Raw genomic sequence first — 18,202 nt, forward strand, 5'->3', positions numbered from 1 at the left:
TTGTCGTCCCTTGAAATGGTCGGGGTAGCCGGATTTGAACCGACGACCACTTGTCCCCCAGACAAGTGCGCTACCAGGCTGCGCTATACCCCGGTGGGTGCGGATTATAGCGCGCCGCGGGGCCCGTCGCCCCGCGATCCGGCTGAACGCGCCGGCGCGGCGGAAACCCGTTGCGGCACGGCCGCGCTACCGCTTCAGCAGCTGCAGGATCTCCTCCAGCTCCATCCGCACCTGGCGCACGATCTGGCTGCTCATCGCCGATTCCTGCTTCGCGCCCTCGCCCTCCAGGCGCAGGCGGGCGCCGCCGATGGTGTAGCCCTGCTCGTACAGCAGGCCGCGGATCTGGCGCACCATCAGCACGTCGTGGCGCTGGTAGTAGCGGCGGTTGCCGCGGCGCTTGACCGGGCTCAGGCTCGGGAATTCGGTCTCCCAGTAGCGCAGGACGTGCGGCTTGACGTCGCACAGCTCGCTGACCTCGCCGATGGTGAAGTAGCGCTTGGCCGGGATCGGCGGGAGTTCGCGGTTGCTTCCGGGGTCAAGCATTGTGCGTCCCCGTGTAGGTCTCGACGCGTTCCTTCAGCTTCTGGCCCGGACGGAAGGTGACCACGGTGCGGGCGGAGATCGGGATCTCCTCGCCGGTCTTGGGGTTGCGGCCGGGGCGCTCGTTCTTGCGGCGCAGGTCGAAGTTGCCGAAGCCCGACAGCTTCACCTGGCGGCCCTGTTCGAGCGCCTCGCGCAGCACGTCGAAGAACGCGTCGACGAATTCCTTCGCCTCGCGCTTGTTGAGGCCGACTTCCTCGTAGAGCTTTTCGGCCATTTCCGCTTTGGTCAACGCCACGCTGTCCCCCGAGGCAACATCAGCTTCTGATCCTGGCGCCGTGTTCGTCCTGCAGGGCGGCGATGACCCCGGCCAGTGCAACATCCACGTCACTATCGGTGAGAGTGCGGGATTTATCCTGCAGAATCAAGCCGGTTGCGAGACTTCTGAATCCCGGATCGACCCCCTTGCCGACATAACGGTCGAACAGCCGGACCTCGGCCAGCAGCGCGCCCGCGGCCTGCCGGATGGTGGCCTCCAGCGCGGCCCAGGGCACGCCCTCCGGGGCGACGAACGCGAGGTCCCGGCGGACGGACGGATAGCGCGACAGGCCCTGCGCGCGCGGAATCGCGCGCCGGCGCAGCGGCTCCAGGTCGAGTTCGAAGGCGATGACGGCGCCGTCCAGGTCCAGCGCGCGCAGCAGGCGCGGATGCAGTTCGCCGATCCAGCCGATGCGTTCGCCGGCGCCGTCGACGCGCCAGACCTCGGCGCTGCGGCCGGGGTGACCGTGCGGCGCGTTCGACGGCCGATATTCGAGCCGCGCGCCGGCGCAGGCCGCGAGGCTGTCGAGGTCGCCCTTGAGGTCGTGGAAGTCGGCCTTGCGCGCCGGTTCGCCCCACTGCTCGGCGCGGGCGTCGCCGTGGAGGACCGCGGCGATGCGCGGCGTCTCCACCGGTGCGGCGCCTGCGCCGGCCGCGGCGAACACCTTGCCCAGCTCGAACAGGCGCACGCGCGGCTGCTGGCGCGCGAGGTTGCGGCCGAGCGCGGCCACCAGGCCCGGCAGCAGTTGCGTGCGCATCACGCCCAGTTCGGCGCTCAGCGGATTGGCCAGGGGGACGCCGCCGTCGCTGGCCTGCCAGTGCGCCAGCAGGGCTTCGTCGACGAAGGCGAAGTTCACCGCCTCGAACCAGCCGCGCGCGACCAGCTGCGCGCGCAGTTCGGCATCGGAGGCCTGCGTCTCGCTCGGCACGGCGATGCGCGCCGCGCCGCCGGGCAGCGTGGTCGGGATCGCGTCGTAGCCGTGGATGCGCGCCACTTCCTCGATCAGGTCTTCCTCGATGGCGATGTCGAAGCGGCGGCTGGGCGGGACCACCCGCCAGCCGTCGTCGGCCGCGGCCACGTCCATGCCCAGCGCGCGCAGGATGCGTTCGACCTCGGCGTCGGGCACGACCAGGCCGAGCACGCGCGCCAGCCGCGCCCGGCGCAGCCCGATCGGCGCCGGCTGCGGCAGGAATTGGTCGAGCGCGGCTTCGACCACGGGGCCCGGCCGGCCGCCGGCGACGTCGAGGATCAGGCGCGTGGCGACCTCGATCGCGGTGCGCGGCAGCGCCGGGTCGACGCCGCGCTCGAAGCGGTGCGCGGCATCGGTGTGCATGCCCAGCCGGCGGCTGCGGCCGATGATCGCGGCCGGGGCGAAATGCGCGGCTTCGAGGAAGACGTGCTTCGTCGCGTCGGTGACGCGGGTGTCAAAGCCGCCCATCACGCCGGCCAGCGCGACCACGCGGTCGGCGTCGGTGATGGCGAGGAACTCCTCGTCCAGCGTCGCGTCGCGTCCGTCGAGCAGCTTGAGCGCCTCGCCCCTGCGCGCACGGCGCACGCCGACCGGGCCCTTGAGCAGGTCGCGGTCGAAGGCGTGCATCGGCTGGCCGAGCTCCAGCATCACGTACTGGGTCACGTCGACCAGGAAGCTCACCGGGCGCACGCCGCCGCGGCGCAGGCGCTCGGCCATCCACAGCGGCGTGCGCGCGGTGGCGTCGACGCCCTCGATCACGCGGCCGAGGTAGCGCGGCGCGTCGGCGCCGGCGTGCAGTTCGACCGGCAGGGTCGCGTCGATCGCGGTCGGCACCGGCGTGGCGTCGAATGCGGCGACCTCGCTGCCGACCGCGGCGGCCACATCGAAGGCGATGCCGCGAACGCTGAAGCAGTCGGCGCGGTTGGGGGTGAGCTTGATCTCGATGCTGGCGTCGGGCAGGCCGAGGTAGTCGGCGAGCGGCGTGCCGACCGGGGCGTCGTCGGGGAGTTCCAGCAGGCCGGAGGCGTCGGCGTCGAGGCCCAGTTCCTTGGCCGAGCACAGCATGCCGTTCGATTCCACGCCGCGCAGTTTCGCGGCCTTGATCGTGAGCTCGCCGATCCTCGTGCCGATCGTGGCCAGCGGCGCGACCAGGCCCGCGCGCGCATTCGGCGCGCCGCAGACGATCTGCAGCGGCGCGGCGCCGCCGGCGTCGACCTGGCAGACCTGCAGGCGGTCGGCTTCCGGATGCTTCTCCGCCGACACGATGCGCGCGACGACCACGCCGTCCAGCGCTTCGCCGAGCGCGGTCACGTCCTCGACCTCGAGGCCGATCGCGGTCAGCACCTCGGCCAGGCGCTCGCGCGTGGCATCGGTGGGGACGTGCTGCCGGAGCCAGTTTTCGGAGAATTTCATGCGAACTGCCTCAGGAAACGCAGGTCGTTGTCGAAGAACGCGCGCAGGTCGTCGACGCCGTAGCGCAGCATCGCCAGCCGCTCCACGCCCATGCCGAAGGCGAAGCCGGTATAGCGCTCGGGATCGATGCCTACGCTGCGCAGCACGTTCGGATGGACCATGCCGCAGCCGAGCACCTCCAGCCAGCGCGTGCTGCCGTCCGGGCGCTGCCAGGCGATGTCGACTTCCGCGCCAGGCTCGACGAACGGGAAGTAGCTCGGCCGGAAGCGCATCTCGAAGTCGCGCTCGAAGAACGCGCGTACGAATTCGGCCAGCGTGCCCTTGAGGTCGGCGAAGGTGGAATGCTCGTCCACCAGAAGGCCTTCGCACTGGTGGAACATCGGCGAATGGGTCTGGTCGGAATCGGAGCGGTAGACCTTGCCCAGCGCGATCATCCGCAGCGGCGGCGCATGTTCGCCCATGTAGCGCACCTGCACGCCCGAGGTGTGCGTGCGCAGCAGGCGGCCGTCGCCAAAGTAGAAGGTGTCGTGCATCGCCCGCGCCGGATGGTGCGGCGGGAAGTTCAGCGCCTCGAAGTTGTGCCAGTCGTCCTCGATCTCGGGGCCGTCGGCGAGGTCGTAGCCGAGGCGGCCGAAGATGTCGGCCATGCGCTGCATGGTGCGGCTGATCGGATGGATCCCGCCGCGACCGGCGTCGCGCCCGGGCAGGGTGACGTCGATCGATTCGCCGGCCAGGCGCGCGTCCAGTTCCGCGTCCTCGAGCGCGGCCTTGCGCGCCGACAGCGCCTCGCCGATCGCGTCGCGCGCGCGGTTGATCGCCTCGCCCGCGGCCTTGCGCTGGTCGCCCGGCAGCGCGCCCAGCGACTTGAGCTGCGCGGTGATGCTGCCGCCCTTGCCGAGCAGCGACACCCGCAGCGCTTCCAGCGCGTCGGTACCCGCCGCCGCGGCGATGTCGGCAAGCGCCTGTTTCGACAGTGACTCGATGTCGCTCATGTGTTCATTGCCCCACGCTCGTCATCCCAGCGCAAGCTGGGATCCATTTTGCCGTCGGTTCCGGCGAACCCGGAGCAACTGCAAAACCCCAACATGGATGACCAGACTTCGTCTGTTGAAAACCACTTCCGGCTTTCGCCGGAATGACGGCAAAAGCGGGAAAAAGAAATGGGGAAGGACTTGCGCCCTTCCCCATGCGTGTACCAGCTTGTCTCCCTTCGCCGCGCCGCCGCGCGCTTGCGCGGGCGGCCGCGATGGGGACGTGCATTACGCCGCGAGCGCGCCCTTTGCCTTTTCAGCCAGGGCCGCAAACCCGGCCGCGTCGTGCACGGCGATGTCCGCCAGCACCTTGCGGTCCAGGGTGATGCCGGCCTTGAGCAGGCCGTTCATGAAGCGGCTGTAGCTCAGGCCGTTGATGCGGGCCGCCGCATTGATGCGGGTGATCCACAGCGAACGGAAATTGCGCTTCTTCTGCTTGCGGCCGATGTAGGCGTACTGGCCCGCCTTGATGACCGCCTGCTTGGCGACGCGGAAGACCTTGCGACGGGCGTTGTAGTAGCCCTTCGCGCGGCCGAGAACCTTCTTGTGACGACGGCGCGCCTGCACGCCACGCTTGACTCGTGCCATTGTTCAGCCCTCCTCAGAGATAGGGAAGCATGCGGTCCAGACGGCCCGCGTCCTCGGCACGAACGTGGTTCGTCTGCCGGAGGTTGCGCTTCCGCTTGGTCGCCTTCTTGGTGAGGATGTGGCTGCGGTTGGCGTGGCCTGCCTTGTACTTGCCGGAAGCGGTCTTCCGGAAGCGCTTGGCCGCGCCCCGATGCGTCTTGATCTTGGGCATTGCGATGTCCTTGGGGTCGTTTCTAGTACTGGCCCGGGCGCCGTTCCCCAGTCGGTGCTTTGCGGCTACGCCGCGAAGCTCCGCCTGCGGACGGGCTTTCCATCCTGCCTGGCCGGTTTGTAAGCCACTGATTCCAAAAGGGATCAGGGCGGGTCCAAAGGTGTTGCGTACAGCTCCCGGGGAACCGGGCCGGGCATTATGCCGGCTTGTGGATTTCCTTGCAAATCAGGGAGTTTGGGAGCCGGCGGCTTTCTGCTCCCTCCCCCGCCTGCGGGGGAGGGCTGGGGTGGGGGCCAACGGCGTGGCGGTGGCTTCAGAAAAGCGAAGAGCGCCTTCCGGCGCTCTCCCCCACCCTTAACCCTCCCCCGCAAGCGGGGGAGGGGAACAGTTGGCCTCACGCGCCTGCGGCGCGTGAGTTCACTTCTTCTTGGGGGCAATCATCATCACCATCTGCCGCCCTTCCAGGCGCGGGCGCGATTCGATGACGATGTCCTCGCCGAGGTCGGCCTCGATCCGCGCGGCCATCTCGCGGCCGAGCTCCTGGTGGCTCATCTCGCGGCCGCGGAAGCGGATGTTGACCTTGATCTTGTCGCCTTCCTCGAGGAAGGCGCGCATCTTGCGCAGCTTGATCTGGTAGTCGCCCTCGTCCGTGACCGGACGGAACTTCACTTCCTTGATCTCGACCTGCTTGGTCTTCTTCTTGGCCTCGTTGGCCTTCTTCTGCAGGTCGAACTTGAACTTGCCGAAGTCCATGATCTTGCAGACCGGCGGATCCGCATTGGGCTGGATCTCGACCAGGTCGAGGCCTTCGTCCTCGGCCATCTGCAATGCTTCGTCGCGCGACAACACGCCGACCATTTCTCCGTCGGAACCGATCACGCGCACGCGCGGCACGCGGATTTCGTTGTTGCGGCGATTCTGCTTGTCTGGGGTGCTAATACTGCGTCTCCGGAATGGAAAAAGCCGGCGGCATGAGGGGGGCGCCCGCCGGGCCGCTCGTACAGATTTTTAACGGAATCCGGCCCGGATACAACCGTCAGGCCCGGAATTCGCCGGCCAGCCGGTCCGCGAAGGCTTCGACCGCCATCGTCCCCAGGTCCTCGCCCGCCCGGGTCCGGACCGCCACCGTGCCCGTTTCCCGCTCGCGGTCGCCCACGACCAGCAGATAGGGTACCCGCTGCAGGGTGTGTTCGCGGATCTTGTAGCCGACCTTCTCGTTGCGGATGTCGGATATGGTCCTGAATCCCTTCGAATTCAAGGCCTTGGCCACATCGACGACGGCGTCGGCCTGGGCGTCGGTGATGTTCATGACCACCGCCTGGACCGGCGCCAGCCAAGCCGGGAAGCTGCCGGCGTGGTGCTCGATCAGGATGCCGATGAAGCGCTCCATCGAGCCGACGATGGCCCGGTGCAGCATCACCGGGGTCTGCTTCTGGCTGTGCTCGTCGACGTATTCGGCGCCCAGGCGGCCGGGCATCATGAAGTCAACCTGCATGGTCCCGAGCTGCCAGGTGCGCCCGATCGCGTCCTTGAGGTGGTACTCGATCTTGGGGCCGTAGAAGGCGCCCTCGCCCGGCAGCTCCTGCCACGCCACGCCCGAGGCGCGCAGGGCCGAGCGCAGGGCGTCCTCGGCCGTGTCCCAGGTGGCGTCGTCGCCGAGTCGCGGTTCCGGGCGCAGCGCGATCTTGATCTGGATGTCCTCGAAGCCGAAGTCGGCGTAGACCCTGAGCGCCTGCTCGTGGAACGCGCGCACCTCGTCCTCGACCTGGTAGGGCGTGCAGAACACGTGGCCATCGTCCTGGGTGAAGCCGCGCACGCGCAGGATGCCGTGCAGCGCGCCGGAGGGCTCGTTGCGGTGGCAGGCGCCGAACTCGCCGTAGCGGATCGGCAGGTCGCGGTAGCTGTGCAGGCCCTGGTTGAACACCTGGACGTGGCCCGGGCAGTTCATCGGCTTCACCGCGTAGGTCCGCTTCTCGGACTCGGTGAAGAACATGTTGTCCTTGTAGTTGTCCCAGTGGCCGGACTTCTTCCACAGCTCGACGTCGAGGATCTGCGGGCAGCGCACCTCGCCGTAGCCGGTGTCGCGGTAGACCTTGCGCATGTACTGCTCGACCACCTGCCACACCGCCCAGCCCTTCGGGTGCCAGAACACCAGGCCCGGCGCCTCTTCCTGCAGGTGGAACAGGTCCTGCTGCTTTCCGATGCGGCGGTGGTCGCGCTTCTCGGCTTCCTCGATGCGCTGGATGTAGGCGGCGAGCTGCTTCTTGTCCGCCCAGGCCGTGCCGTAGATGCGCTGCAGCTGTTCGTTCTTCGAGTCGCCGCGCCAGTACGCGCCGGAGATACGGGTCAGCTTGAAGGCCTTGAGGAAACGCGTGTTCGGCACGTGCGGGCCGCGGCACATGTCGACGTATTCCTGGTGGTGGTACAGGCCCATCGCGGTGACTTCCGGACCCATGTCGTCGATCAGGCGCAGCTTGTAGTCCTCGCCGCGGGCCTTGAACGTGGCCACGACCTCGTCGCGCGGGGTCATCTTCTTGACCACGTCGTACTCGGTGTCGATCAGCTCGGCCATGCGCTTCTCGATTGCCGCCAGGTCCTCGGGCGTGAACGGGCGCTCGTGCCAGATGTCGTAGTAGAAGCCGTCGTCGATCACCGGGCCGATCACCATCTTGGCCTCGGGATAGAGCTGCTTGACCGCGTGCCCGACGAGGTGGGCGGCGGAGTGGCGGATGATCTCGACGCCTTCCGCGTCCTTCGACGTGAGGATCTGCAGCGTGGCGTCATGGTCGATGAGGTCGGAGGCGTCGACCTGGCGGCCGTCGACCTTGCCGGCCACGGTGGCCTTGGCCAAGCCGGGGCCGATCGACTGGGCGACGTCCATCACCGAAACGGGATGGTCGAATTCGCGGCGGCTGCCGTCTGGGAGGGTGATCGTGATCATGGGGGCCAATGGCTGGGGATTAACGGTCTGAACTGTCGTCATCCCGGCGAAAGCCGGGATCCATGTTGCTGTTCAAGATGGATCCCGGCTTTCGCCGGGATGACGGCTTGTTGGTTCTTCGCTGGCTGAAAAGCCGCGGTCACAAAAAAAGCGCCGCGAGGGCGCCCAGCGGGTGGCCTCGTCGGCAGGTCAGCGATGGGCGTCGGTAGTGCTCATGTCGCACGCTCGGCCGGCGTTTCCGCGGGCCACCTTCGGTGTCGGGTTCCTGCCGGCGATTCTAGCGCGGATCGGCGCATGCTGCACTGCACAGAACGGCGTCCGGACGCGGATGGCATCATGGCCCGGCACCCGGCGTCATCGGCATGAACAGCATCCGCGGCAAGCCCACCTCGCTCGACATCGCGCACCTGGCCGGGGTCTCCCAGCCGACGGTGTCGCGCGCGCTGCGCGGCAGCCCGATGGTCAACGAGGAGACCCGCAAGCGCATCCTCGCGATCGCCGAGCAGCTCAACTACAAGGTCGACAAGAACGCCTCCGGCCTGCGCCGCCAGCACGCCGGCACCCTGGCGCTGCTGCTGTTCGAGGACCCGACCGCGGACGAGTCGCACATCAACCCGTTCTTCCTGCCGATGCTGGGCTCGGTGACCCGCGCCTGCGCGCGCCACGGCCAGGACCTGCTGATCTCGTTCCAGCAGCTGTCCGACGACTGGCACGCCGAGTACGGCGACAGCCACAAGGCCGACGGTCTGATCCTGCTCGGCTACGGCGACTACCTCGCCTACCAGGGCAAGCTGAAGAAGCTGGTGGAACAGGGCACGCCGTTCGTGCGCTGGGGCGCGGTGATGCCGGACCAGCCGGGGCTGTCGATCGGCTGCGACAACGTCGGCGGCGGGCGGCTGGCCGGCGAGCACCTGGCCGCGCTCGGCCGACGTCGCATCGCCTTCCTCGGCGACGCCTCGAACCACTACCCCGAGTTCCTCGACCGCTACCGCGGCTGCGAGGACGCGCTGCAGGCGGCCGGCCTGTCGCTCGACCGCGCGCTGCAGGTGGACGCCGAGAGTGCGGAGGATTCGGGCTACGCGGCGGCGATGGCGCTGCTCGAACGCGGCCTGCCGTTCGACGCGGTGTTCGCCGCCAGCGACCTGATCGCGATCGGCGCCATGCACGCCTTCCACGAGCGCGGCCTGCGCATTCCCGAGGACGTGGCGATCGTCGGCTTCGACGACATCCCGGCCGCGCGCATCGCCACGCCCGCGCTGACCACGGTGGTGCAGGACACGATCCGCGCCGGCGAACTGCTGGTCGAGGCGCTGGTGCGGATGATCAACGGCGAGCCGGTGGACAGCACCCGGCTGACGACTTCGCTGGTGGTGCGCAAGTCGACCGGGGCGGGAGCTTAGGGCATTTTCGACTCAGATGTTGACATCTCCGTCGTCCCCGCGAAGGCGGGGATCCAGTGTCTTTGCTGTTGGTTTCAAAGATCAAAGACACTGGGTCCCCGCCTTCGCGGGGACGACGAATATGTGAGTGTTTGCGCCAAAACTGCCCTAGGGATCCTCCGGACAAGTCAGGCTTTTCATTTCGAGCGCAGCGAGAAATCCCGGTAAATCAACAGCGCAGATTTCTCGCCGCGCTCGAAATGACAGTTGTTCAGAGGTTCCTTGGCCTGAGCGGCGGAGGCACACCGAGGCGGCGGTCTATTCTCCGCGGGCTCCCTGCATCAGCCGCGCAAGCTCCGCCTGCAGTTCCGGCGCATCCACCGCCGCATCGCGCAGCAGCACGCGCACGCCATGCGCGGGCACCTCGATCTCGATGCGTTCGCCGATGCGCACGCCCGAGCCGTCGAAGGCGTCGCGCCACTCCCCCGGCTGCACCAGGGCGTCGACCACGATGTTCCGCGCCGCATCGCCCTTGTTCAGCAGCACCAGCGCCGTCTGCGCCTCGCCTGCGTGCTGGTAGATGCGGTAGAACGCCGCGGTGTCGCCCTCGAGCAGGAGGTTCACCTGCAGCCCGCGCTGCAGCGCGGGCGTGTCGCGGCGCAGGGTCGCGATGCGCTGCAGCGGCGCGAAGATCGGGCTCTGTGGCGCGGCGTCGATGCGTTCCTGTCCGAAGTAGCTGCGATTGCCGCCGTGCTCCAGCTGGCCGCGCATGAAGCCGGTTTCCGAGCCGTAGTACAGCACCGGGATCCCACGCGCGGTGAACAGCCAGTTGTGCGCGTCGATGAAACCGGCGTCGCTGGCGTCGATCCTGGGCATGTCGTGGTTGTCGTAGAACGTGGCCAGGTCGTACGGGTTCGCGTACGGGCCGTTTTCGAGGTACAGCGCCTCGCCCAGCCGCTCGAAGCCCGCCTGGCCGCTGCCGAACACCTCGACCATCGCCGTCTTCATCGGGAAATCGAGCACGCTGATGCCGCCGTTCTCGGGCAGCGTGAACGGCGCGATGTTCACCGCCACGTCGTCGAACGCCTCGCCGAACATGTACATGCCCGGGTGTTCGGCGCGAATGCGGTCAGAGAAGGTCTTCCAGAACGACAGCGGCTGGTGGCGGATGGTGTCGATGCGCAGCGCGTCCACGCCCTGCCCGATCCAGTGCAGGTAGGCGCCGACCAGGTAGTCCATCACCTCCGGGTTGTCGGCGTCGAAGTCGCTCAGCTGCACCAGGTCGCGGCTGGTGTTGTAGAAACGGTGCAGCGGATTGTTCGCCGGATCGAGCTGTTCGGGCGGCAGGTTGCCGTGATCGGCGACCAGTTCGCCCCGTGCATCGAAGATCTGCCCGAACTGTGGCTGCCGCACCGGCATCGTGAACGCCGGCGAGCCGTGGTTGCCGACCACGTCGAGGATGGTCTTGAGCCCGCCCTCGCGCAGGCCCGACGTCAACCCGGCGAAATCCAGGTCGGCGCTGGGCAGGTGCTCGTCGAGCCGGTAGAAGTTCACGCCCCAGTAGCCGTGGTAGCCGGTCTTGCCGCGGTCGGTGCCGAAGCCGGTGCAGGTGATCTCGTCGCCGCCGGTGAAGGCCTGGTCGGGATTGTCGATGATCGGCGTGAGCCAGACCGCGGTGAAACCGAGTCCGCGGATGTAGCCGGCGTTGTCGAGCAGCCCACGGAAGTCGCCGCCGAGGTAGCCGACGTTGCCGGTGACGCCGTCGCACGGCGCGAGCGGGACGTCGAAGGTCGGGTGTTCGCCGCCCTGGTCGCGATGGTCGTTGTCCGGATCGCCGTTGACGAAGCGGTCGGTCAGCACGAAATAGATCGACTCCGACGCGAACGGTTCGAGCGTGCCGTAGGCCTCGCCGGCGGCCGGCGCCGGCCGGTCCACGTCCGCGCACGCGGACAGCGCAAGGGGCAGCATCAGCAACAGCGCGGAACGGATTCTCATTGGCATTCTTCCTCGAAACACGAAATTGTCATCACGGGCGCCGGGCCATCACCCCGGCATGAAACCGTCGAACCGCGGGCAAGCCTGTCATCCCGAACGCAGTGAGGAATCTGCTCCACGCAGCCATCGACCACCGGAATGGCGGATCCCTCACTGCGTTCTGGATGACATCGGCATTGCGGTGGTCATCGTCAATGCGACGAAACCGGACCCGCCTCGCTCCCCCGCGGCAGCCGCACCAGCAGCACGCACAGGCCGGCGACGATCAGGCTGGCGCCGCCGATCGCCAGCGCCCAGATCGGCTGCCCGCCGAACAGCGCGCGCAGCAGGAAGCCGAGCAGGCTCGCCGCGACGATCTGCGGGATCACGATGAAGAAGTTGAAGATGCCCATGTATACGCCCATCTTCCTCGCGGGCAGGGTTTCGGACAGCATCACGTAGGGCAGCGACAGGATCGATGCCCAGGCGAAGCCGACGCCCACCATCGACAGCAGCAGCCATTGCGGGTCGCGGATCACGGCGATCGACAGCAGCCCGGCCCCGCCCAGCGACAGGTTGACGAGGTGGCTCACGCGCGGACCCAGCGCGCGCACCAGCCACGGGATCGCGATGGCCGCCAGCGCGGCGAAGCCGTTGTAGGCGGCGAACAGCACGCCGACCCAGTTGGCGCCCTCGTTGTACGCGGCCGAGGTCGGGTCGCTGCTGCCGAAGTGCACGTCGGCCACCGCCGCGGTGGTGTAGATCCACATCGCGAACAGCGCGAACCACGAGAAGAACTGCACGATGGCCAGGCGACGCATGGTCGAGGGCATCGCGCGCATGTCCGCGACGATGGTCGGCAGCATGCCGCCGGGCGGGAACACCCGCGCCAGCAACAGCAGCAGGCCGTAGGCGGCGAGCATGCCGGCCAGCACGTACAGCATCCGGTCCCAGCCGCGGGCGAAGATCAGCGCGGCCAGCCCCGCGCCCGCCAGCAGCCAGGCCAGCGCGGCGCCCATCGGCGCGCTGCCGGCGCAGGACTGCGGCGACAGCGGTTCGGCATCGTCGAACGACGCGAGCACGTCCGGCGGGTATTCGCGGCTGCGCAGCACGGTCCAGCCGATCGCGGCGAACACTACCGCGCCCCCCAGGTAGAACGCATAGCGCACCGTGTCCGGCACTTCGCCGGGCGCGGCGGTGTTGGCCACGCCCCATTTTGCCAGCAGCCACGGCAGCAGGCTGGCGACCACCGAGCCGACGCCGATGAAGAAACTCTGCATCGCAAAGCCGGCTGGACGCTGCCGCGGCGGCAGCTGGTCGCCGACGAAGGCTCGGAACGGCTCCATCGAGATGTTGATCGAGGCGTCGAGGATCCACAGCGTGCCGGCGGCGATCCACAGCGCCGGCGAGTTGGGCATCACGAACAACGCGAGCGTGGTGACGATCGCGCCCACGAGGAAGTACGGGCGCCTGCGCCCGAGCCGCGTCCAGGTCCGGTCGGAGAGATAGCCGACGATCGGCTGCACCAGCAGCCCGGTCAGCGGCGCGGCGATCCACAGCCCGGCCACCTGGTCGACCTCGGCGCCCAGCGTCTGGAAGATCCGGCTGACGTTCGCATTCTGCAGCGCGAGGCCGAACTGGATCCCCAGGAACCCGAAGCACATGTTCCAGATCTGCCAGAACGACAGTTGCGGCTTGCTCGCCATCCAATCGAACCTCCCCTTGCGACGCGTGCATTGTCCCCGGATTGCCGGCGGCTGTCCTTGCCGCATCGCAGCAACCCACGCCCCCGCGACCGCGCGACGGATTCGCGTTTTTCGCCTTGTTTCAGGCGATTTTCGCGGCCTTGCGACGACTTCGGCGCGTACGCGAACGCCATCGACCTGCATACGTATTCATCGCCGTGCATACCCTGCCGCAGGCTTCGCCACGCGATCGTTGTGGAATAGTGGCGCCCGTCTGGAAGGGGTCGGAGTTCGGCGTGGCAACACAGAAGGCAGAGGACTGGTGGCGCGGCGCGGTGATCTATCAGATCTACCCGCGCAGCTTCATGGACACCGACGGCGACGGCGTCGGCGACCTGCCGGGCATCATCGACCGGCTCGACTACATTGCCGAGCTCGGCGTCGACGCGATCTGGATCTCGCCCTTCTTCAAGTCGCCGATGGCCGACTTCGGCTACGACATCGCCGACTACCGCGCCGTCGACCCGCTGTTCGGCACGCTCGACGACTTCGACCGCCTGCTGGCCAAGGCGCACGGCCTCGGCATCCGCGTCATGATCGACCAGGTGCTGAGCCACACCTCGGACCAGCACGACTGGTTCCGCGAAAGCCGGCTCAGCCGCGACAACCCCAAGGCCGACTGGTACGTCTGGGCCGATCCGAAGGAAGACGGTACACCGCCGAACAACTGGATGGCGCTGTTCGGCGGCGTCGCCTGGAAGTGGGAACCGCGGCGCGAGCAGTACTACCTGCACAACTTCCAGTCGGCGCAACCCGACCTCAACTTCCACAATCCCGAGGTGCAGGCGGCGACGCTGGACAACGTCAGGTACTGGCTCGATCGCGGCGTCGACGGGCTGCGCCTGGACGCGATCAATTTCTGCTTCCACGACCGCCAGCTGCGCGACAACCCGCCCAAGCCCAAGGACAAGCGCGTCGGCCGCGGCTTCAGCCCCGACAATCCTTACGCCTACCAGTACCACTACCACAACAACACCCAGCCGGAGAACCTGCCGTTCCTGGAATCGCTGCGCGCCCTGCTCGACCGCTATCCGGGCGCGACCACGCTCGGCGAGATCTCGTCCGAGGATTCCCTCGCCACCACCGCCGAATACGTCAATCCGCGCCGCCTGCACATGGGCTACAGCTTCGAGCTGCTGACCGACGACTTCAGCGCCACCTACATCCGCGGCACGGTCGAACGGCTGGAAGCGGCGATGACCGAAGGCTGGCCGTGCTGGGCGATCTCCAACCACGACGTGCAGCGCGCGGCGACACGCTGGGGCGGCGCGAACCCGCCGCCCGGGCTTGCGAAGATGCTGGTCGCGCTGGTGTGCTCGCTGCGCGGCTCGGTCTGCCTGTACCAGGGCGAGGAACTCGGGCTGGAAGAAGCCGACGTCCCGTTCGAGGCGCTGCGCGATCCCTACGGCGTGACGTTCTGGCCGAACTTCAAGGGCCGCGACGGCTGCCGCACGCCGATGCCGTGGAACGGCGACGAACGCGGCGGGTTCACCACCGGCGAGCCGTGGCTGCCGGTGCCGGAGGCGCATCGCCCCCGCAGCGTCGAGGCGCAGTCCGGCGATCCCGGGTCCGTCCTCAATTGTGTTCGCCGCTTCCTGCGCTGGCGCAGCGCGCAGCCTGCGCTGCGCGAGGGCGGGATCCGTTTCGTCGACACGCCAGAACCGGTGCTCGCCTTCGTGCGCAGCGCGCCCGGGCAGCAGCTGTTCGCGGCCTTCAACCTGTCCGCGCAGCCGATCGATGTCGCGCTGCCGGGAATCGAAGCGGCGATGCACGAACCGCAGGGCCTGCCCGCCGGAGAGATCGCCGCGGGCCGCCTCCGACTGCCCGGCTACGGCGTCTTCCTTGGCGAGATCGAAACGCAGGCAACGCTTGCTGCCAGCCATGCAGGAGCGGAAGCCGTGCACGCCAGATCGATCGATTGACCCGATGCATCGCCTGTAGGAGCGGCTTCAGCCGCGACCCGGGGGCATTCACGCAGCGGAGAGCGGTCGCGCCTGAAGGCGCTCCTACAGGGAGGCAGCCAGAACTTCTGAACGACTGTCGTTGCGCGCGCGGCGAGGGACGCACGAGGCTGGTTCAATCGTTCGTTTCCCGGCACCCGGAACCAGGAAAAACCCGCTGGATTTCCCCATGAATACGTATGCGAAGGGAATTCCATCCGCTGCATCACGCATACCATTGAGCCAACGCATCCACGCCGGAAAATCGACGTGCGTCGGGGCAGTTCCACCCATTTCGCAGCAAACCAGCATGTCCTTCGGGAGGGGAAAATGTTGACACCAAGACGCAACCTGTTGAGCGCCGCCCTGGCATCGGCCATCACCTTCGCTGCCGCGGGAGTCCACGCGCAGGCGACGGACACCACGGCCGAGCAGGAACCCGCCACCGAGACCACCGACCTGGATCAGGTCGTGGTCACGGGCATCCGCCGCGGCATCGAGGATGCAATCTCGATCAAGCGCGAATCGACCTCCATCGTCGAGGCGATCTCCGCCGAGGACATCGGCAAGCTGCCCGACGTCAGCATCGGCGAGTCCATTTCCCGCCTGCCCGGCGTCTCCGCGCAGCGCGTCGCCGGGCGCGCGCAGGTGATCAGCGTGCGCGGCCTGTCGCCCGACTTCTCCACCACGCTGCTCAACGGCCGCGAGATGGTCAGCACCGGCGACAACCGCAGCGTCGAGTTCGACCAGTACCCGTCCGAGCTGGTCAGCGGCGTGACGATCTACAAGACGCCCGACGCCGGCCTGATCGGCCAGGGCCTGTCCGGCACGCTGGACATGCAGACCGCGCGTCCGCTGAACTTCGCCGAGACGGTGATCGCGGTCAGCGGCCGCTACCAGGAAAACTCGCTGGGCGATGCCGCCAACATCGGCGACGACGGCGGCCGCTTCAACGCCAGCTACATCGACCAGTTCGCGGACGGCCGCTTCGGCATCGCGATCGGCTGGTCGCACTCGGACACGCCGATCCAGGAGAATCAGGTCGGCCTGTACGAACCCTGGCAGGCAATCGGCGACAACTGGCGCCCGGGCGTGGCCGAGGGCACCTACTACTCCGACGGCATCAAGGCGCTGCGCCGCACCGGCAGGCTCGAGCGCGACGGCGTGATGGCGACGCTGCAGTTCCGGCCGTCGAATGCCTGGACCAGCACGCTCGACCTGTTCTATTCGAAGGCCGAGCAGGTCGATACCGCCAACCAGTTCGAGGTCCACATCGGCGACTACAACGGCGGCTTCGACCGGCTCGACATCACCGGCACGCAGGTCAACGGCAACAACACCTTCACCGGCGGCGTCGCCAACAACGTCTATCCGCTCGTGCGCGGCATGTACAACAAGCGCGAGGACAAGATCGAAGCCGCCGGCTGGAACAACGAGTTCAGCGTCGGCGGCGCGCGCGTCGTGGCCGACGTGAGCTGGTCGCGCACCACGCGCGACGAGCTGAGCCTGGAGAACAACACCCAGCTCACGCCGATGCCCCAGCTTGACAGCGTGCAGCTCGATCTCCGCACCGACGGCTTCTCGCAGCTGGTCCCGGGCCGTGACTACTCGAATCCGGAATCGCTGTTCCTCACCGGCACGATCTACGGTTCCGGTTACGGCAAGACGCCCCGCGTCGAGGACGAGCTGGCGGCGTTCAAGATCGCCGCGACGCTGCCGGTGGATCGCTGGATCGCCGACATCGACGTCGGCCTGAACTACGCCGACCGCAGCAAGAACAAGCGCCAGCCGGAAGGCAACATCAATCTGGGCGCGCAGGGCGACACGACCATCGCCTCCGACCTGCAGTACGGACTGGTGGACCTGGGCTTCGCCGGCGTCGGCTACATCCCGTCGTGGAACGTGCCCGAAGCCGTCGCCCGCTACATGACCTTCAATCCGGTCGAGGACCTGGACTACCTGATTCCGAAGGCCTGGACGGTGGACGAGCAGCTGTCCACCGGCTACGTGCGCGCCAACATCAATACCGACTGGGGCAGCGTCGGCGTGCGCGGCAACTTCGGCGTGCAGGTCCAGCACACCGACCAGTCGTCCAGCGCAAACTACTGGGACGGCTCGCAGCCGGTCGGCAGCCAGGTGATCCCGATCACCAAGGGCAATACCTACACCGACATCCTGCCCAGCCTGAACCTCGCCTTCCTGTTCAACAACGACAGCACCCTGCGCGTGGCCCTGGCACGCCAGGTCGCGCGTCCGCGCGTGGACCAGATGCGCGCCTCGATGGAATTCGGCGTCGACACCACCACCGGCATCCCCGGCGCCGGTGGCGGCAACCCGGAACTGGATCCGTGGCGTGCCAACGCTTTCGACATCTCCTACGAGAAGTACTTCGGCACCCGCGCCTACGTCGCCGCCGCGTACTTCTACAAGGACCTGCGCAGCTACATCTACACCCAGACCCGCGACGGCTACGACTTCACCGACCAGGTCGCCTCCTGGCTGCAGGCCAACGGCGCGAACTATCCGGGCCTGGTGGTGCAGAACGAAGGCCGCTACAGCGCGCCGTTCAACGGCTCGGGCGGCACGCTGCAGGGCCTGGAACTGTCCGCGTCGCTGCCACTGGACCTGGTCTTCGGCGATGCCCTGCGCGGCTTCGGCGTGGTCGCCAGCGCCAGCTTCAACGACAGCGACATCAGCATCCTCGCACCCGAGAACTCGAGCAGCGTCGGCAACGACCCGATCACCCTGCCCGGCCTGTCCGACCGCGTCTACAACCTCACCGCCTACTTCGAGCGCAACGGCTTCGAGGCGCGCGTGAGCCAGCGCCGGCGCTCGGACTTCATCGGCGAGATCGGCAACTTCTCCGGTGAACGCACCCTGCGCTACGTGGTCGGCGAGAACATCACCGACGCCCAGCTCAGCTACACCTTCAGCGGTGAAAGCGCACTGGCCGGCATGACCCTGCTGCTCCAGGCCAGCAACCTGACCGACGAGTCCTACCGCACCTACTCGGGCAGCAAGGACCGTCCACTCGAGCGCATCGAGTGGGGCCGCACCTACCTGGTGGGCCTCAACTACAAGTTCTGATCCGACGCGTACCAAACGCATACCTTCCCCCGCCGGCCCCTCCTCCGGCGGGGTTCTTTTTTGG

The 18,202-nt window shown here is 67.8% G+C and carries 13 protein-coding genes and 1 tRNA gene; 3 read left to right on the forward strand and 11 right to left on the reverse strand.

Annotated features, from left to right (window positions below):
* Positions 1-16: 16 nt before the first annotated feature.
* The 9 genes from FQY83_RS11415 to thrS form a co-directional block, all read right to left on the reverse strand.
* Positions 17-93: transfer RNA gene (locus FQY83_RS11415), tRNA-Pro, on the reverse strand.
* Positions 94-186: 93 nt separating this feature from the next.
* Positions 187-543 carry a MerR family transcriptional regulator gene (locus tag FQY83_RS11420; protein ID WP_146388068.1) on the reverse strand — a complete coding sequence of 119 codons (357 nt, stop codon included), beginning with the start codon at positions 541-543 and terminating at the stop codon, positions 187-189.
* On the reverse strand, positions 536-838 hold the full coding sequence (locus tag FQY83_RS11425; RefSeq protein ID WP_146388069.1) for an integration host factor subunit alpha: 303 nt from the start codon (positions 836-838) through the stop codon (positions 536-538). Before FQY83_RS11425 ends, FQY83_RS11420 begins: the two co-directional genes overlap by 8 nt.
* 19 nt (positions 839-857) lie before the next feature.
* Positions 858-3,242 carry a phenylalanine--tRNA ligase subunit beta gene (gene pheT / locus FQY83_RS11430; RefSeq protein ID WP_146388070.1) on the reverse strand — a complete coding sequence of 795 codons (2,385 nt, stop codon included), beginning with the start codon at positions 3,240-3,242 and terminating at the stop codon, positions 858-860.
* On the reverse strand, positions 3,239-4,234 hold the full coding sequence (gene pheS, locus FQY83_RS11435; protein WP_146388071.1) for a phenylalanine--tRNA ligase subunit alpha: 996 nt from the start codon (positions 4,232-4,234) through the stop codon (positions 3,239-3,241). Before pheS ends, pheT begins: the two co-directional genes overlap by 4 nt.
* A 267-nt stretch (positions 4,235-4,501) precedes the next feature.
* A complete protein-coding gene (rplT, locus tag FQY83_RS11440; RefSeq protein WP_146388072.1) occupies positions 4,502-4,861 on the reverse strand; it encodes a 50S ribosomal protein L20 in 360 nt (119 codons plus the stop codon).
* A 13-nt stretch (positions 4,862-4,874) separates the two neighbouring features.
* Entirely contained in the window at positions 4,875-5,072 is a 198-nt protein-coding gene (rpmI, locus tag FQY83_RS11445; RefSeq protein ID WP_024889803.1) for a 50S ribosomal protein L35, read from the reverse strand.
* Between the two features lie 417 nt (positions 5,073-5,489).
* Entirely contained in the window at positions 5,490-6,011 is a 522-nt protein-coding gene (gene infC / locus FQY83_RS11450) for a translation initiation factor IF-3 (protein ID WP_146388073.1), read from the reverse strand.
* Positions 6,012-6,108: 97 nt separating this feature from the next.
* Positions 6,109-8,013, reverse strand: a complete 1,905-nt coding sequence (gene thrS, locus FQY83_RS11455; protein ID WP_146388074.1) for a threonine--tRNA ligase — start codon at positions 8,011-8,013, stop codon at positions 6,109-6,111.
* Positions 8,014-8,384: 371 nt separating this feature from the next.
* On the opposite strand from thrS, the gene FQY83_RS11460 reads away from it, so the two are divergent.
* Positions 8,385-9,413, forward strand: a complete 1,029-nt coding sequence (locus FQY83_RS11460; protein WP_146388145.1) for a LacI family DNA-binding transcriptional regulator — start codon at positions 8,385-8,387, stop codon at positions 9,411-9,413.
* Positions 9,414-9,710: 297 nt separating this feature from the next.
* Here the strand turns inward: FQY83_RS11460 and FQY83_RS11465 are convergent, their stop codons facing one another.
* Together FQY83_RS11465 and FQY83_RS11470 are read right to left on the reverse strand one after the other, a co-directional pair.
* Positions 9,711-11,381: an alpha-amylase family glycosyl hydrolase gene (locus FQY83_RS11465; protein WP_192906699.1), complete on the reverse strand. Its 1,671-nt coding sequence runs from the start codon at positions 11,379-11,381 to the stop codon at positions 9,711-9,713.
* Positions 11,382-11,578: 197 nt separating this feature from the next.
* Complete coding sequence (locus tag FQY83_RS11470) at positions 11,579-13,072, reverse strand: MFS transporter (protein WP_146388076.1); 1,494 nt, start codon at positions 13,070-13,072, stop codon at positions 11,579-11,581.
* Positions 13,073-13,416: 344 nt separating this feature from the next.
* Here FQY83_RS11470 and FQY83_RS11475 point away from each other — a divergent pair, with 344 nt between their 5' ends.
* Both FQY83_RS11475 and FQY83_RS11480 read left to right on the forward strand, forming a co-directional pair.
* Positions 13,417-15,033, forward strand: coding sequence for an alpha-glucosidase family protein (locus FQY83_RS11475; protein WP_146388146.1), 1,617 nt, complete (start codon positions 13,417-13,419; stop codon positions 15,031-15,033).
* Between the two features lie 348 nt (positions 15,034-15,381).
* Positions 15,382-18,138, forward strand: a complete 2,757-nt coding sequence (locus FQY83_RS11480) for a TonB-dependent receptor (RefSeq protein WP_146388077.1) — start codon at positions 15,382-15,384, stop codon at positions 18,136-18,138.
* The last annotated feature ends 64 nt before the right edge of the window (positions 18,139-18,202 follow it).

It is taken from the genome of Luteimonas marina (assembly GCF_007859325.1).
Lineage (GTDB): Bacteria > Pseudomonadota > Gammaproteobacteria > Xanthomonadales > Xanthomonadaceae > Luteimonas > Luteimonas marina.

Coding starts and splice junctions, on each gene's coding strand:
- FQY83_RS11420 (WP_146388068.1), bottom strand. CDS start 543: ATGCTTGACCCCGGAAGCAACCGCGAACTCCCGCCGATCCCGGCCAAG.
- pheT (WP_146388070.1), bottom strand. CDS start 3,242: ATGAAATTCTCCGAAAACTGGCTCCGGCAGCACGTCCCCACCGATGCC.
- pheS (WP_146388071.1), bottom strand. CDS start 4,234: ATGAGCGACATCGAGTCACTGTCGAAACAGGCGCTTGCCGACATCGCC.
- rplT (WP_146388072.1), bottom strand. CDS start 4,861: ATGGCACGAGTCAAGCGTGGCGTGCAGGCGCGCCGTCGTCACAAGAAG.
- rpmI (WP_024889803.1), bottom strand. CDS start 5,072: ATGCCCAAGATCAAGACGCATCGGGGCGCGGCCAAGCGCTTCCGGAAG.
- thrS (WP_146388074.1), bottom strand. CDS start 8,013: ATGATCACGATCACCCTCCCAGACGGCAGCCGCCGCGAATTCGACCAT.
- FQY83_RS11470 (WP_146388076.1), bottom strand. CDS start 13,072: ATGGCGAGCAAGCCGCAACTGTCGTTCTGGCAGATCTGGAACATGTGC.
- FQY83_RS11475 (WP_146388146.1), top strand. CDS start 13,417: ATGGACACCGACGGCGACGGCGTCGGCGACCTGCCGGGCATCATCGAC.
- FQY83_RS11480 (WP_146388077.1), top strand. CDS start 15,382: ATGTTGACACCAAGACGCAACCTGTTGAGCGCCGCCCTGGCATCGGCC.